Here is a 14,303-nt window from a genome sequence, read left to right as displayed (position 1 = left end):
TTTTTCGCCAGCCGCGCAGCGAGGCGACCGACGGACACCCTCATAAATCTATCGAAGAAACGTCGAAAACAGTAGGCTATCAAGAGAAAGAATTATGCCGACATTCTGATGAAGCGGCAACCCGTGAGGAGCAGCGATGAAGACGTTGAAACGAGCATGGATGCTGGCGATCGGGTTGATTGCCGCTTGCGTGATTGCCTCACCTTCGTGGGCAGTATCTCCCGATGAGCTGGATTTTGAGTCAGGATCGTGGGTGGTGGATCCGTCTTCGATGCTCTCGCCAGATCAGCACTCCACCCTGCAAGAACGTGCATCTGCGGCGCAGAGCGACGGCCACCCGGTACTTTTTGCCGCTATCTCCTCATTTGATTCACTTTCTCCTGAAGACTGGTGTGAGGACGCCCTCGACAATTTCATCGACGCGACCGGGCAGGACAAAGCGAGCCTGTACGTGCTGGCCTTGGATGACCAGCTTCAGGGCATGTGCGGGCATTCCGAAGCCAACTCAAACCTGTCTGCAGCATTCGACGCGGCAACTGACGTCATCAATCAGGGCAGTGGGGCCATTACGAGCGATGAGTTCGTCGCCGCAAGTACCGCGGTTGCTGATGCCTTGACCAGGTCGGGTGCACCGTCACCGTCAGATTCCTCGTCAGGCTCGCCGTCGCAGTCCGGGTCGGGCACCTCGTTCTGGGCGATCGCGGTGGTGATCGCGGGCTTTCCCGTGCTGTTCATTGCCCTGTATTGGCTCAGGCGCCGCAACAGGCCGCAGCAGGGGCAGCAGGGTACGCGTGGCCAGTATGCGGATATGAGCACCGAGGAGCTGGTATCGCTGGCGGGTCAACGCCTGCTCGCCGCTGACGAAACTGTTCGCAGTGCCACCGATGAGCTGTCGTATTCTCGCGCGCAGTTTGGTCGCAACCGCACTCAGGACTACGACGAGGCGATCCGCCGCGCGCGCAAGACTGTAGACGCTCAATTCGCGAATCAGCAGAAACTGCTCGAATCAAATGACGAGGGCACGAAACGGCAAGCCGCACTGACTATACTCCAGGCGCTCGAAGAAGCGATGGGGCCGCTCGCTCAACAGCACGACGAGTTCGCTGTGATGCGTGAGAAAGAGGCCAGCGCTGATGAGCGTGAACGCGCTGTTCGCGAACGCATCAACCAGATCGAAGGCAATATTCGCGTTGCCGAGGGCGAATTGCGCACCCTGACGGCAGCATATTCGCACACGATGATCGCCTCGCTGCTCGACAACCCTGAGCAGGCGCGCACCTTGATCGAATCGGCTCGCACTTCTGCCGATGAGGCTCACGGACTGTTGAATACGGACCGCGGGCGCGCCAACCAGCTTCTCGATATTGCCGAGCGCGCGCTGGGTCTTGCGCAGGTGCAGGTCGACGCGATTTTGAAGGCGCAGGAAAATGTGGCGCATGCTGCGGACAATCTGTCGCGCGCGATTGCCTCGATCAGCTCGGATCTTGCGGACGTGACGAAGTTGGGTGCCGACCAGGAGGCCTTTGCGCCGATGCTTGCCGATGCGCATGAGGCGGTGGATAAGGGCAGGCTGGCGCTGAAGAAGCAGGCGGATCCGCTGGAAGCCCTGGAGTCGCTGCATCTGGCAGAAAGTGCACTCGACGCCGCGTTGGATCCATTGCGCTCCCAGGCTGAGCAGAGCGAGCGCGCAATTGAGCGTGCCCACAAGCAGCTGTCCAGTGCACGACTTTGGGTTGAGCGTGCGCGTCAATTTGTGCGCTCCTCGGGCGCTTATTCGCCTGAGGATGCTCGCTCAGCTCTCGCCCGTGCCGAAGAAGCCTTGCGGCGCGCTGAAGAGCTGGTTGACTCCGACCCCGCTCAATCCGAGGAAGCGTCCAAGACTGCCTATCAGGCGGCGCATCAGGCCATCGAGGCGAGTAAGCGTGGCAATCAGGATAATCTCTTCGATTCCGATTCGTTGCTGAGCAATCCCTTCTTGTGGACCCTGTTCGGCTCCACCCTAGGTTCTAACCGCGGCGGAGGCTACTGGGGCGGTTCCGGTTCACACTACGGTGGCGGAAAGTTTACGCGTCGCGGCGGTGTGGGTGGCTCTGTCGGTGGCAGTTTCACGCGTCGTGGCTCTAGCGGCCTCGGCGGAGGATTCGGCGGAGGATTCGGCGGCGGCTTCAGCCGCGGCGGTTTTGGCGGGAGCTTTGGCGGCGGCTTTAGCCGCTGACGTCTTGGCAGCGCCTTTGGCGGCGATTTCAGCCGCTGGCCCCTCCGGTTCACTGACGACACCGGCTCGCTGGCAGGGAGCCTTCTTGGCGCGCGATTCACTTACTCGCTCGAGCCAGCCGGGCCTTCAGCCACGTCACCGCCCACTCGCGTCGACCAGTGATTTCCTCCCCCCCCTTACCACTGGCCTCTATGCGCGCGATAAACGGGAGGACCGCATCAAAGTAACCCTGCGGCCGCGAGCGCCGCACATTGTGCACTCCGCCGTGCACGATCACGCATTCCACACACCTGTTGCCGATTTGGCGCAGGATCTCCATCCCCTCGAGCCCGACCCGCGATTCACCCACAACATCGCCAGTGACAACCAGGATCGGCACCTTCAGTCCTGCCATGACTTCTTCCCATTTGATTTCGGGCGCGACGACTCCCGTCTGAAGAAGCCGCGGGTCACACTGCTGGCTCGCCCACAGACCCGGTAAAATCTCACTGCTCGGCGCGGCCCCTGCCGCCAGCTCACGCGTCAGTGCACCGACCAGGTCATTCGCAGTTTCTTGAATCTTAGCTGCGCGCAGTTTCCCTCGTTCATGAAGTTCTTCCAGCGAGCGCGACCCAAAACGTGCGGGGTCTTCAGCCACGACTGCGTCCACGAGGTCCGGCCTGCGCAGCGCGACTGCCGCCGCCGTCGCTGCTCCCATCGAATGCCCGATCAGGATTGTTCGCGGCCCACGATTTGTGCCCGAGGGGGACGCTGCTTGGTGAAAGATCTGGTGCGAGGGAGATCGTCTGCACGCCCGGTCCCGTTCGATCGCGTTCACAACATCGTCGATCAGCTGGTCGCCTGCTCGCGCAAGTTGATCGTCACTCCAGCGAGGCGATAAACCGTGTCCCCTGGCATCCAAGGCGATAATGCGACGCGAAGGATGCGCCAAGCGAAGCTGAAGGTCGGCCATCGCACCGGCGCAGCTCGTGATGCCGTGGAGCAGGTAGATCGTGGTGGGGGCCGAGGGATTGCCGGTTTCAATGCGCGCGAGCGGCTGGCTGTCTTCATCTGAGTGCTCAGGTGCACCAACCGTGGGTGAGGGTGCGCCCCAGCTGGGAGCGCCGTTCGCAGGTGCGGGCGCACCCTGGTCAGGTGCACCCCGGTCGAGAGCATCGTTCTTCGGTGTGGGTGAGCCCTGGTCAGAGTCACGTGTGTGCCTGTTCAGCATTTCTTGCCCCTTCCATGGCATCGCTGAGAGCCGAAAAGTAGCTGAGTTGTCGTCGTCACCAGGCAGCGGATGCCACAGATCTATAGTATTGAATCGAAGCGTGAGACGAATCACGTCATGAGATACGGGAGGAGCCCCGATGGCAGAGAAGCAGACAATTCTAGGACGAATGGCACAGCTGGCGAAAGCCAACATTAACGCTTTGCTGGATCGTGCCGAAGACCCACAAAAGATGCTTGATCAGCTGATTCGCGATTACACCAACTCGATTGCGGAAGCTGAAAATGCTGTCGCACAAACAGTTGGAAACCTGCGCCTGGCCGAACGCGACCATGAGCAGGACACCAAGCTTGCTGCTGACTGGGGTCAGAAGGCGGCTGCTGCCTCGAACAAGGCTGATCAGGAACGCGAAGCTGGCAACCAGGAGGAAGCCGACCGCTGGGATAAGCTCGCGCGAGTCGCAATCGGCAAGCAGATCCAGTTCGAGAACGAAGCCAAGCAGGCTGAGCCGATGATCGCCTCGCAGACCGAGGTTGTCAACAAGCTCAAGGACGGCCTGGCTGTCATGAAGGACAAGCTGTCTGAGCTGAAGTCGAAGCGCGATTCTCTGGTTGCTCGTCAGCGCACCGCCGAAGCACAGACGAAGGTCAACGATGCGCTTGGCACGATCAACGTGCTGGATCCGACGTCTGAATTGTCACGCTACGAGGATCGCGTCCGCCGCGCCGAGGCGCTCGCTCAGGGCAAGATGGAAGTCGCGTCCTCCAGCATTGAGGACCAGTTCGCAGAGCTGGAAACCGATTCGTCGCAGATTGAGATCGAGCAGCGTCTGGCTGCATTGAAGAAGCACGAGTAGTTCGCCGCGTACACGCCGAGATTCTTCAAACGTCCCATCACCTCTATTGTGATGGGACGTTTTATATGTTGAACTTTTAAAAGACTGAGTATGAAAACACGTTTCCTTTCTGAAACGCCTGGGACTAATCTGTAATCCATGGATGAAATAACATATTTAGTCGTCGATGGCGAAAACATAGATGCAACATTAGGTATGTCAGTTCTGGAACGCCGCCCTAATCCGGAGGAACGTCCCCGCTGGGACCGCGTTCTCGATGCAGCGACCCACACATGGAGCCAGCCAACGAAAGGATTGTTCTTCCTCAACGGTTCCAATGGGCACCTCCCGATGGGTTTCATACAGGCTCTGACCGCCATGAATTACACACCAATCCCTCTGGCGTGCGAGTCCCCCACCGTCAAGGTTGTCGACGTCGGCATTCAAAAAACCCTGTCAGCCATCGCAGAACTCGATGGCGCCTCAGTGATCCTGGCGAGCCATGACGGAGACTTTGTCCCGCAGGTCCGCGAGCTCCTGTCAATGGGGCGCAAGGTCGCGATCGTATGCTTCAAGGAGTTCCTTTCCGCCCAGCTCCAGGAGCTTGTTGACGAGGGACTTGAGGTGCTCGACCTCGAGCATGACCTCGACGCTTTCCAGGTGGTGCTTCCTCGGCTTCAGATCATCGATCTGGACGCTTTCGACCCCTTCGCATTCCTGTAAGCCCCTCCCTCAACGCTTTTCGGAAGCAGCACCTTTCCGATGCACTCGTGCCGCGATGGCATGCTGGCGTGGTTGTGCTACAGGCTCGGCTTTCTCAGTGACCAAACCCGCGTGAGGAGTCCCAGATCAGATAGCTCGCAGTGCCCACTGTCTGCTCACCGCGAGCCTCGTGCACCATGCCCTAGATCTGTCTTTCGCACATACACGATCCCCTAGATCTACCCCTCGCACATGCACATACCCCTAGATTCTCCCTGTTTTTTGCACGATCCCCTAGATCTAACGCCCCGTCATTGTGCCGCGTTCCTCAAAACGCAGGTCACAAGACATTCCAATTTTCGAGGGATGTCCCGTCCTCTGTTGATCTAGGGGGTTGTGCACAAATCCCCCTAAGATCTAGGGGTTCGTGCAGGAGAGCATTCAGGATCTAGGGGTTCGTGCACGAAAGAGGTTAAGATCTAGCGCATTGTGCAGCGAGCGGTACATGGCCTGATCAACGGAGCACCCACGACAGGCCCAACGAGCACCCGTCAAGATAGTGCCGACTCGTGGCGACAACCGGTCAAGGTCTTACGAGGCCACGCTATCCGGGGTAAAGCGTGAGGGTGCATCATCCCCGAGCCTCCGCGCAACGCACCGTTAGCCAAGCGGGGCGACGCGGCGTTGACCGGGGACAAAGCTGAGTGCTGATTCAGCCCTGGACGTCAGGAGCAACGTCCTTGAAGGGCCGGATCGGTTCTACCTGCTCGCGGACGGCCTGCGCTTGCTTCTCATCCCAGATGCCTTCGGCTTCACGCTCAGCATCGCATCGCGCCTGATACGACGCCTTCTCACGCGCGGTCGTTTCTTCATCCCAATCCAGCATTGCAGCCGCGATCTGAGCCACCGCATCCAGGGATTCCACTCCGCGATCCTTGTGCTCATAGTGGATGCGGGTACGACGTGTCAGCAGGTCCTCGATGTGCAGGGCTCCCTCGTACGCAATGCCGAATGCAATTTCCGCCCTGAGATATTCGGGCGCGCCGGGCAACTCGTCTCCGAGAGAAGGATCCTCCTTAATCATTGACAGCACCAACTCGATATCGGCCCCGTACCGATCCAGGAGATCTTCGACGTGGTCGACGCTTAGACCAGACTCCTGCGCCAATTTCTTGCGGGATTCCCACATCGCGAAGTAGCCGTTCGCTCCCTCGAGCGGTGTCTTTTCTGTGACGCACGGCTTGTTCTTCGCCCCAGAGCCGAGCGCAAAGTCCACTGCGTCCTGCGCCATCTGGCGATACGACGTCAGCTTGCCTCCCGCGATCACCGTCAGCCCAGGAGCGGCTTCCGTCACCGTATGTTCACGCGACACTTTCGTGGACTTGGTTTCGTCATTGTCGAGGGTTCCGGGTTGAAGCAGCGGACGCAGACCGGCATACGTGCCGATAATGTCGTCACGCGTCAGCGGGGTCGCCAGCACCGAGTTGGCATGTTCAAGCAGGTAGTCGATATCCTCCCTGTCGGCAACAGGTTCGAGGCGATCCTCATGGTAGGCGGTGTCTGTCGTGCCGATGATCCAGTACCGCTTCCACGGAATAATGAAAAGCACGGATTTCTCGGTACGCAGGAAGATACCGACTTTCGACTTGATCGCATCTTTGGGCACCACGATGTGAATACCTTTCGATGCCAGAACTTTCAGTCCCCCGCCGGTGTGCGCCAGCGACTGCGTTTTCTCAGTCCACACACCCGTCGCATTGATGACGCTACGAGCTTTGATATGCAAGTCTTCGCCAGTTTCGAGGTCCACCACATGCGCCCCTCGAACCCGGCCAGAGGAATCCTGATCAAGTTCCTGAACCTGAACCCGGTTGGCAGCCAGCGCACCGTAACGCACCGCCGTGCGCACAAGCGTCACCACCAGGCGCGCATCATCTACACGCGCGTCGTAGTAGACGATCGATCCTGTTAACGCATCGGGTTTGATGGCGGGCGCCAGCTTCAGGGACCCTTTCTTCGAGTAATGCTTCTGGATCGGAACAGACCCGCGGTGCGCAAACTGGGCCAGTACGTCATACATCCCGACACCGATAGCCGAATACGTGCGCTCAATGACCGGAATCTTCAACGGCCACAAGAACGGCTGCGCCTTCACCAGGTGAGGAGCGTTCTGCGTCAGCAGCAGACCGCGTTCCCGCAAGGATTCGTTCACGAGTTTGAAGTCGAGTTGGTACAGGTAGCGCAACCCGCCGTGCACCAGTTTCGAGGAGCGCGACGAGGTACCCGAGGCCCAGTCCTGCGCTTCCACGATTCCCACCCGCAGGCCACGCGTGGCGGCGTCAACGGCGATACCCGCTCCTGTCACTCCGCCACCGATGACGAGTACATCCAGCTCGGGGCCTGACGCCATCTCCTGCAGGGCATCGTGTCGGGCTGTGGGTGATAGAACTGGGATACTCATCTGCGTCTCCATCGATCGTGTTGTTGGACCGTACTTCTTTATCGCGACATTGAGTCGCGCTGCCTGCTCGCGCTAATCGATCACGCTCTTAGACGCGCTTCTCGATCGTGCTTGACGAGTTGTTGCCTTCATTATCTCAGAAATGCACGTCTACCCAAAGGTGTTGGGCATTTGTGCATGAGAGACTGGGAGTCGTGAGCAAACGTGATGAGCTGGCACTGCAAGCGGCCGTTCTGTACTACATCCGCGAAGAAAAGATGGAGGCGATAGCCTCCCAATTGAACATGTCGCGCTCGTCGGTTTCACGCCTGCTGTCCTACGCCAAAGAGGTGGGACTGGTGCGCATCCAGGTGCAGGACCTGGCCGGTGCGCGCACCGACCTGGAACGCGAAATTGCGCAGGCGTTCCACGTCAACGCAGTCGTCGTCCCTGTTTCATCAGTAGACACCCCTGTCGCCACGCTTGAATCGGTGGCGCAGGTGGCCGCGGCGCAGCTCGCCAACTTGATGCAACCTGGCGCCACGCTTGGAATCGCCTGGGGCAATACAACAGCAGAAGTCACGCGCCACTTGACCAGGACTCCCCTGCCCAACGTCACGGTCGTCCAGCTCAACGGGGCCGGCAATGCGGCACAGTCAGGTGTCCCGTACGCGGGTTCAATCATGTCGCGCGCTGCTGAAGCGTTTGGTGGCCAGACGGTCTACTTCCCCGTCCCCGCGTTCTTCGACTATGCCGACACTAAAGAGGCACTGTGGCGCGAACGCTCAATTCGCCAGGTCCTGACGACGATCGAGTCGTCAACCGTGGCACTGTTCGGTGTGGGTTCGCTCGACGCAGCGCTCCCCTCGCACGTGTATTCGGGCGGATATCTTGACGCCACCGAACTGCACGCAGCACGCGCCGACGGAGTAGTGGGCGACGTCTGTACAGTACTGATCCGCGAAGACGGCTCAACGAATATGGAGCTCAACCATCGAGCATCCGGTCCCATGCCCGACGTATTGCGGCGCATCCCCGTGCGGCTGTGCGTCGTCTCCGGCGTCTCGAAAGCGATTCCCTTGCTGGGAGCGTTGCGTGCAGGGGTGATGACGCACCTGGTGGTCGACTCCGAAGCGGCACGCGCACTGCTCAACCGGATGAACCGCGAGCACGGTCAGTGATTGTCTCGCTAACGGGCCCGCTCACGCACGTCAAGCAATTCGAGCGCGGGGGTTGCCACGTCAATGCCTGACACGCTCATCACCTGCTCGATGACGGTGTTCGGGAAGACACTGACACCGCATGTCGCACCCAGCATTGCGCCGGTAATCGCGCCGATTGTGTCCGTGTCGCCTCCAATATTGGCGGCCTGGAGCAGAGCCTGATAGGGCTGCTGCGCGTAGCGGCGCGTTAACGCGAATGCGGCCGGAACAGCTTCATTGGATTCGACGGATGTTCCCACCATTTCGCGCAGCCAGGTTGCGAAGTCTTCCTCGTTCCTCTTGCGGGCATGATTGTGGGCGTACTGCGTGCGTGCAACGACGCTGGCTCGCGGACTCCAGTGTCCGGGCGAACCCAGTCGGTCGATTTCGGTCAGCGCAAGTTCAAGTGCTGACAGGGTATCCAACCCGTTGATCCCCAGGCTGACGACTCCGGCGACGAGCGCAGCACTTTCAAAACCCTGCGTCGTATTGTGCGTCACCATGCATGATTCGCGCACTACGCGCGTGAACGCTTCGGCCTCGCGCATGTCGATGGCTATGCCCACCGGCGTCACCCGCATCGCGGCGCCGTTGGTCGTGCCTTCCGTTCCAGTGGTGCCGTATTCGGCGCCGGCACGGATTTCTTCGAGTGCACTCTTGGTGGAGGGGCCGAGCAGGTCGAGGGATCCTCGCGCTCTCATCGTGTCTTCCCACGCGAGCAGGCGGTGCGCCAGTTCAAGCGAATCAATGTGCCCGTCACCGTCGATCAACAGGGAGGCAACCAGGAGGGCCTGTTCGGTGTCGTCGGTGACATGGCCAGCTTTCATGGAGGGCGCGATGGGCTGCGTCGGGCTCGCATCGACGAGGCCGTCCACACGGATGTACGCCTGATGAATCTCCTCATGGCTCATCGATTGCGTGGGCATGCCGAGCGCATCACCGAGAGCAAGTCCAGTCAGAGCGCCGATCGCCCGATCCGCTTTGAGCGCTTGCGTTTGCTTCACGAAGTTCGTCACGAATTACTGCCTTAGTGGTTCTGCGTCGTTTTATTAATGTACGAGGGCATCTTTGGGCGCTGCCACATGAAAGCGCATGGGAGCCAGCAGGTGCCTTTCGTTTAATGTAAACACAGAACCTGCATGTTGGCTGAGAAGTTTCGGAGCGTAGGGCTCGTGAGCAGATACGGCCGGCATATATGTGTCCTGCCAGGCAGATGCGTCCGACAGGCGAAGGTCACTGCAAAACGGGCACGGTCGGCGGGCAAAAGTCGCCGGTAAGCAAGTACGTCGAGCAGGTAAATGCCACTAGCAAGCAGTACCCGTATTTGAGCTCCACTGTCTGCGCCTGCGTAGTCGATTGGTCTGTACCGTGGCATCCGGCTGTGAGCAGCGCTGCCATCATCGATCCAACAATGAGCAGTCGCTTCTGGCTCGCCCGGCTCCGATTCATCATGGTCGTGTCCTTCTCATCGATGCAGTGTGGTGGCGCAGACGGCGTGCAGTGAATCAGATCTTCTTGACCAGCGGGAACGTGATGGTTTCTCTGATTCCCTGCCCCGTCAGAGCCATGAGCAGGCGATCCAGCCCCATTCCCATGCCGCCCGACGGAGGCATGCCGTATTCCATCGCCATCAGGAAGTCCTCGTCCAGCACCATAGCTTCCGGGTCGCCTTCAGCAGCGGCGAGTGCCTGGGCTTCGAAGCGCTGGCGTTGGATCACGGGGTCGACCAGTTCCGAATAGGCTGTGGCCAGTTCAAACCCTCGCACATACAGATCCCACTTTTCCACCACGCCGGGCTTTGAGCGGTGTCCTCGTACCAGCGGTGAGGAATCTTCCGGGAAGTCGCGCACGAAGGTCGGGGCCCACAGACTGTCCCCCACGGTCTTTTCAAAAATGACTTCCGCAATCTTGCCATTGACGTAGTGGTCGGGGATCTCTTCGCCCAGATCTGTTGCGATGCGCACCAAATCCTCGCGCGAAGTCTGCGGGCTGATCGCGGTTCCGACCGCGTCTGAAATCGAGTCATACAGGCTGATCGACTCCCACGATCCCGACAGGTCGTAGGTCGAACCGTCGGGCAGGGTGACGACTTCGGTTCCCAGTGCGTCGCGCGCGGCTTTCTGAATGAAATCACGGGTACGCGTGGCCATCGTGTCGTAGGTTCCGTACGCTTCGTACGCTTCCAGCATTGTGAATTCAGGTGAGTGCGACGAGTCAGCGCCTTCATTGCGGAAGTTACGGTTGATCTCGAAGACCTTGTCAACACCACCGACAACTGCGCGCTTGAGATACAGCTCAGGGGCGATACGCAGGTACAACTCCGTGTCGTAGGCATTCATGTGTGTTGAGAACGGGCGTGCTGCCGCACCGCCGTGCAGGACCTGCAGCATCGGCGTCTCAATTTCGATGAACCCTGCGTCATGGAAGTAGTCGCGCAGTGAACGCACAACGTTGGCTCGCATGCGCACCATCTCGCGAGCTGCGGGGCGCACGATCATGTCGAGGTAGCGGCGGCGCACGCGCATGTCCTCCGACAACGCCATTTCCGTGCCGTCTTCAGCGGTGTAGGTCTTGGGAAGTGGACGCAGTGCCTTGGATGCGATCTTCCATGCGGGGGCATCCTCGTCCTCCCCCGGCTCCGCCATAATCGACAGTTCTCCGCGCCTGGATGAAATCACTCGCCCGTGGACGAACAGGTGGTCTCCCAGGTCAACCTCGGACTTGTAGGTTGCGAGCGAGTCCGGTCCGACGGAGGCGGCGGACAGCATCACCTGGATGCGCACACCTGCGCCGTCCTGCAAGGTGGCGAAGCAAAGTTTTCCGCCGTTGCGCATCAGCATCACACGGCCGGCAATTCCCACCACATCGTCGGTCTCTTCACCGGCTTCCAGATGCCCATACGCCTCACGCACCTGAGCGATGGTCGACGTGATCGGCAGTTCAACCGGGTAGGGCTGCTTCCCCTCGTCCAGCATGGTTTGACGTTTACCTGCACGGATCCGCATCTGTTCAGGCGCGTCGTCACGGCCCTGTCCCGCTTCCTTTCGAGGAGCGTTCGAATCGTCGTGTCCGGCCGGTTTCTGGGGCGTTAGTTCTTCACTCACGTGTGCCATGGTATCTGTTTCAGTCTTTCTTCGAAAAACGAGGGAGGCCTCCACTGTCTTCGCTCATACCTGAACTGTGCAGGTCCAGCTCGCGGGCGCGTTCGGAGTCTTCGGGCACGCGACCAGGATGAGAGCCGCAATCCACGATGTGATTGTCGCGGTCAACAAAGACCACATGAGGCTGCCAGGATTCCAGTCGTGATTCTGGAACGGACACGTACGCCATGATAATGACCAGGTCCCCCACGCCGATTTTTCGGGCTGCGGCACCGTTAAGCTGCACCACGCCCGAACCGACCGGTCCGGCGATGGTGTACGTCGTCAGCCGCTCACCGTTATTGATATCGACAATGTCCACCTGCTGACCTTCACGGATGTCGGCTGCTTCCAGCAGATCCGCATCAATCGTCACCGACCCGACATAGTGCAGGTCGGCATCGGTGACGCGCGCACGATGAATCTTGCCGCATATCATCGGGCGGTACACTTCCGCAGGCGAGCTGGCCGCGCGCGGGCCCATCGCTGGTGCGCTCTGGTCAGTCATTGGCATCCCCCGAAGCGCCCTTTGGGCGGTCAATGATCGTATTGTCGATCAGGCGGGTCGACCCCACGCGCGCTGCCAGCAGCACATATGCGCGGTCGGGCCACTGATCGGTGGTGGGCACCGTTACTCCTGACTGGTCAGAGTCTGCGAGCGCCACGATCTGAAATGTCGCTTCGTCTGTCAGCGCCACATAGTCACGCTCCACGCCTTCGGCTTCGTCGAGCACCTGCGCTGCAGCTTCCACGACTGCGCTGGGCGAGTCACCCTCGTTGGCACGTTGATGAGCGGTGCGCAGGGCGCGCGACAATGTCAACGCGCGTTCACGTTCCTCATCCGAGAGGTACTGGTTGCGGCTGGACAGTGCCAGGCCGTCTGTATCGCGCGCAATCGGCACGCCTTCGATGCGCACCGGCACGTCGAGTTCGTCCATCAGGTTGCGTACCATCGCGAGCTGTTGCGCGTCCTTTTGGCCAAACAGCGCAACATCGGGGCGGACGCGCTGGATGACCTTGGTGACGACAAGCGCCACGCCAGCCAGGTGCGTGGGCCGGGTCTTGCCTTCCAGAACGCGCGCGATTGGCCCCGGATCAATGGTCACGGCGGGTTCGTGCGGATACACGTCATCGGGCGTCGGGGCGTACACCACGTCCACATCAAGGTCACTGAGCTTGGCGAGGTCGGCGTCAAATGTGTGCGGGTAGGCGTCAAAGTCTTCACCGGGTGCAAACTGCGTCGGATTAACAAAAATCGACACGATCACGTGATCTGCCAGTTCCTTGCCGCGCCGAACGAGCGACAGGTGTCCTTCGTGCAGGGCGCCCATCGTCATGACCAGTGCGCGCGTGCCCGTCATGTGTGCCAGCGCATCATGTAGTTCGGCGCGAGTATGTGCAACGATCGGGGTCATCGTTTCAGCCTCCTTCAGACCCTTCTATTGTTCCCCCGTTTGAGCCTGCTTCCCACCACAATTGGTGCGCAACTGGTCACGATTGACGAGGCTGGCGCACGCGCCGCTGATCGCACGCGACATTGAAGGTGCTGGGGCGAAGCGGTTATGACTCCATCAGGGCGGTGCGCAGCTCGTCGGCTGCGCGTTGGGACAGGCGGCCACTGCGCGTGAACATCGTGATCGTTGCCTGCGCCATATCTGCGTAGTTGTCGGCAGAATCGGTCAGCCGCGCGCCTGCCTGCTCGTTGTCCTCGGCGGCCAGGCGCGCAGCTTTGTGGAGTGCGGTGATGTGTGCGCCGACAGTTCCTGAATCGGCGCGCACGATCGGGCCGGTCAACCCCTGTTCTCCTTCGGTCAGCGCGCGATCCAGCGCAGCTTCGACCAGGGGTCGCAGGTACGTGCCGGACTGTTCGACTCCGGCAGCTTCCAGCATGCGTCGAGCGTGCACGATCAGTGTGACGAGGTGGTTGGCACCATGCGCAAGTGCCGCGTGATATAAGGTGCGGTCGTTTTCCTGTACGATCACGGGTTCTCCACCCAACTCCACCACCAGTGCCTGCGCAATCGGCACCAGCGCAGCAGGCGCGGTCACGGCGAATGGTGTGCCCACCAGGCGGGACACATCGATGGACGTGCCGGTGAACGTCATTGCCGGATGCAGTGCGATCGGCAGTGCGCCTGCCTGTTGGGCTTTGTTCAAGATGGCGACGCCGTGCGTTCCGCACGTGTGCGCGACGATCTGGCCAGGACGGAACGCTCCCAGATCTGCCAGTCCGCTCACCAATGATTCGATCGCATCGTCAGGGATGGCGATGAGGACCAGGTCGGCGGCGGAGATGACGTCAGGAATATCCATGATCGGCACTCCCGGCAGCATGACCTCTGCACGTTCGCGCGCCTGGGGTGACGACGCATTCACCGCGACGATATCGTGACCGGCTGCACGCAGCGCGGATCCCAGGGGAGGACCGACATGCCCCATCCCAATGATTCCGATATGGAGCTGGTCAGGGCGCGGACGACGCGACGGTTCGCCCGCATGCTCATGCGCGCTGCGTCTCGGGCAAGCATGCGCGTCGTGCAGGGGATTCACAAGTGTTTA

The 14,303-nt window shown here is 60.3% G+C and carries 12 protein-coding genes; 4 read left to right on the top strand and 8 right to left on the bottom strand.

What is annotated here, in order from left to right; all coding sequences use genetic code 11:
* The first annotated feature begins 136 nt into the window (after positions 1 to 136).
* Positions 137 to 2,215: a hypothetical protein gene (locus AC1DA5_RS06485; protein WP_480289586.1), complete on the top strand. Its 2,079-nt coding sequence runs from the start codon at positions 137 to 139 to the stop codon at positions 2,213 to 2,215.
* A 97-nt stretch (positions 2,216 to 2,312) separates the two neighbouring features.
* Here the strand turns inward: AC1DA5_RS06485 and AC1DA5_RS06480 are convergent, their stop codons facing one another.
* Positions 2,313 to 3,425 (bottom strand): alpha/beta fold hydrolase, encoded by a 1,113-nt coding sequence (locus AC1DA5_RS06480; protein ID WP_480289585.1) that lies wholly within the window; start codon positions 3,423 to 3,425, stop codon positions 2,313 to 2,315.
* A 139-nt stretch (positions 3,426 to 3,564) separates the two neighbouring features.
* On the opposite strand from AC1DA5_RS06480, the gene AC1DA5_RS06475 reads away from it, so the two are divergent.
* Together AC1DA5_RS06475 and AC1DA5_RS06470 are read left to right on the top strand one after the other, a co-directional pair.
* Entirely contained in the window at positions 3,565 to 4,281 is a 717-nt protein-coding gene (locus tag AC1DA5_RS06475) for a PspA/IM30 family protein (RefSeq protein ID WP_070727629.1), read from the top strand.
* Positions 4,282 to 4,419: 138 nt separating this feature from the next.
* On the top strand, positions 4,420 to 4,983 hold the full coding sequence (locus AC1DA5_RS06470; RefSeq protein ID WP_070727632.1) for an NYN domain-containing protein: 564 nt from the start codon (positions 4,420 to 4,422) through the stop codon (positions 4,981 to 4,983).
* Between the two features lie 691 nt (positions 4,984 to 5,674).
* On the opposite strand, the gene AC1DA5_RS06465 is transcribed toward AC1DA5_RS06470, so the two are convergent.
* Entirely contained in the window at positions 5,675 to 7,423 is a 1,749-nt protein-coding gene (locus AC1DA5_RS06465) for a glycerol-3-phosphate dehydrogenase/oxidase (RefSeq protein ID WP_058237254.1), read from the bottom strand.
* A 233-nt stretch (positions 7,424 to 7,656) separates the two neighbouring features.
* Between AC1DA5_RS06465 and AC1DA5_RS06460 the strand changes: the two genes are divergently transcribed.
* Positions 7,657 to 8,583 (top strand): sugar-binding transcriptional regulator, encoded by a 927-nt coding sequence (locus AC1DA5_RS06460; RefSeq protein WP_070727916.1) that lies wholly within the window; start codon positions 7,657 to 7,659, stop codon positions 8,581 to 8,583.
* Positions 8,584 to 8,591: 8 nt separating this feature from the next.
* On the opposite strand, the gene AC1DA5_RS06455 is transcribed toward AC1DA5_RS06460, so the two are convergent.
* The 6 genes from AC1DA5_RS06455 to AC1DA5_RS06430 form a co-directional block, all read right to left on the bottom strand.
* Entirely contained in the window at positions 8,592 to 9,608 is a 1,017-nt protein-coding gene (locus AC1DA5_RS06455; RefSeq protein ID WP_070727919.1) for an ADP-ribosylglycohydrolase family protein, read from the bottom strand.
* A gap of 229 nt (positions 9,609 to 9,837) precedes the next feature.
* Positions 9,838 to 10,056 carry a hypothetical protein gene (locus AC1DA5_RS06450; protein ID WP_480289582.1) on the bottom strand — a complete coding sequence of 73 codons (219 nt, stop codon included), beginning with the start codon at positions 10,054 to 10,056 and terminating at the stop codon, positions 9,838 to 9,840.
* 53 nt (positions 10,057 to 10,109) lie between these two features.
* Positions 10,110 to 11,717, bottom strand: coding sequence for a lysine--tRNA ligase (gene lysS / locus AC1DA5_RS06445; protein ID WP_480289581.1), 1,608 nt, complete (start codon positions 11,715 to 11,717; stop codon positions 10,110 to 10,112).
* Between the two features lie 10 nt (positions 11,718 to 11,727).
* Positions 11,728 to 12,252, bottom strand: a complete 525-nt coding sequence (panD, locus tag AC1DA5_RS06440) for an aspartate 1-decarboxylase (protein ID WP_480289580.1) — start codon at positions 12,250 to 12,252, stop codon at positions 11,728 to 11,730.
* Positions 12,245 to 13,159 carry a pantoate--beta-alanine ligase gene (gene panC, locus AC1DA5_RS06435; RefSeq protein WP_070727636.1) on the bottom strand — a complete coding sequence of 305 codons (915 nt, stop codon included), beginning with the start codon at positions 13,157 to 13,159 and terminating at the stop codon, positions 12,245 to 12,247. Before panC ends, panD begins: the two co-directional genes overlap by 8 nt.
* Before the next feature lie 145 nt (positions 13,160 to 13,304).
* Positions 13,305 to 14,294 carry a Rossmann-like and DUF2520 domain-containing protein gene (locus tag AC1DA5_RS06430; protein ID WP_227469375.1) on the bottom strand — a complete coding sequence of 330 codons (990 nt, stop codon included), beginning with the start codon at positions 14,292 to 14,294 and terminating at the stop codon, positions 13,305 to 13,307.
* Positions 14,295 to 14,303: the final 9 nt, after the last annotated feature.

The sequence above is a fragment of the Pauljensenia sp. C0254C2 genome (assembly GCF_056583835.1).
The sequence above is the reverse complement of the archived record's forward strand: the minus strand, read 5'-3'. Positions and strand labels throughout refer to the sequence as shown.

Bases quoted from the DNA above. Each gene is read 5' to 3' on its own strand.
- panD (WP_480289580.1), bottom strand. From the start codon at position 12,252: ATGACTGACCAGAGCGCACCAGCGATGGGCCCGCGCGCGGCCAGCTCG.
- AC1DA5_RS06465 (WP_058237254.1), bottom strand. From the start codon at position 7,423: ATGAGTATCCCAGTTCTATCACCCACAGCCCGACACGATGCCCTGCAG.
- panC (WP_070727636.1), bottom strand. From the start codon at position 13,159: ATGACCCCGATCGTTGCACATACTCGCGCCGAACTACATGATGCGCTG.
- AC1DA5_RS06450 (WP_480289582.1), bottom strand. From the start codon at position 10,056: ATGATGAATCGGAGCCGGGCGAGCCAGAAGCGACTGCTCATTGTTGGA.
- AC1DA5_RS06470 (WP_070727632.1), top strand. From the start codon at position 4,420: ATGGATGAAATAACATATTTAGTCGTCGATGGCGAAAACATAGATGCA.
- AC1DA5_RS06480 (WP_480289585.1), bottom strand. From the start codon at position 3,425: ATGCTGAACAGGCACACACGTGACTCTGACCAGGGCTCACCCACACCG.
- lysS (WP_480289581.1), bottom strand. From the start codon at position 11,717: ATGGCACACGTGAGTGAAGAACTAACGCCCCAGAAACCGGCCGGACAC.
- AC1DA5_RS06475 (WP_070727629.1), top strand. From the start codon at position 3,565: ATGGCAGAGAAGCAGACAATTCTAGGACGAATGGCACAGCTGGCGAAA.
- AC1DA5_RS06485 (WP_480289586.1), top strand. From the start codon at position 137: ATGAAGACGTTGAAACGAGCATGGATGCTGGCGATCGGGTTGATTGCC.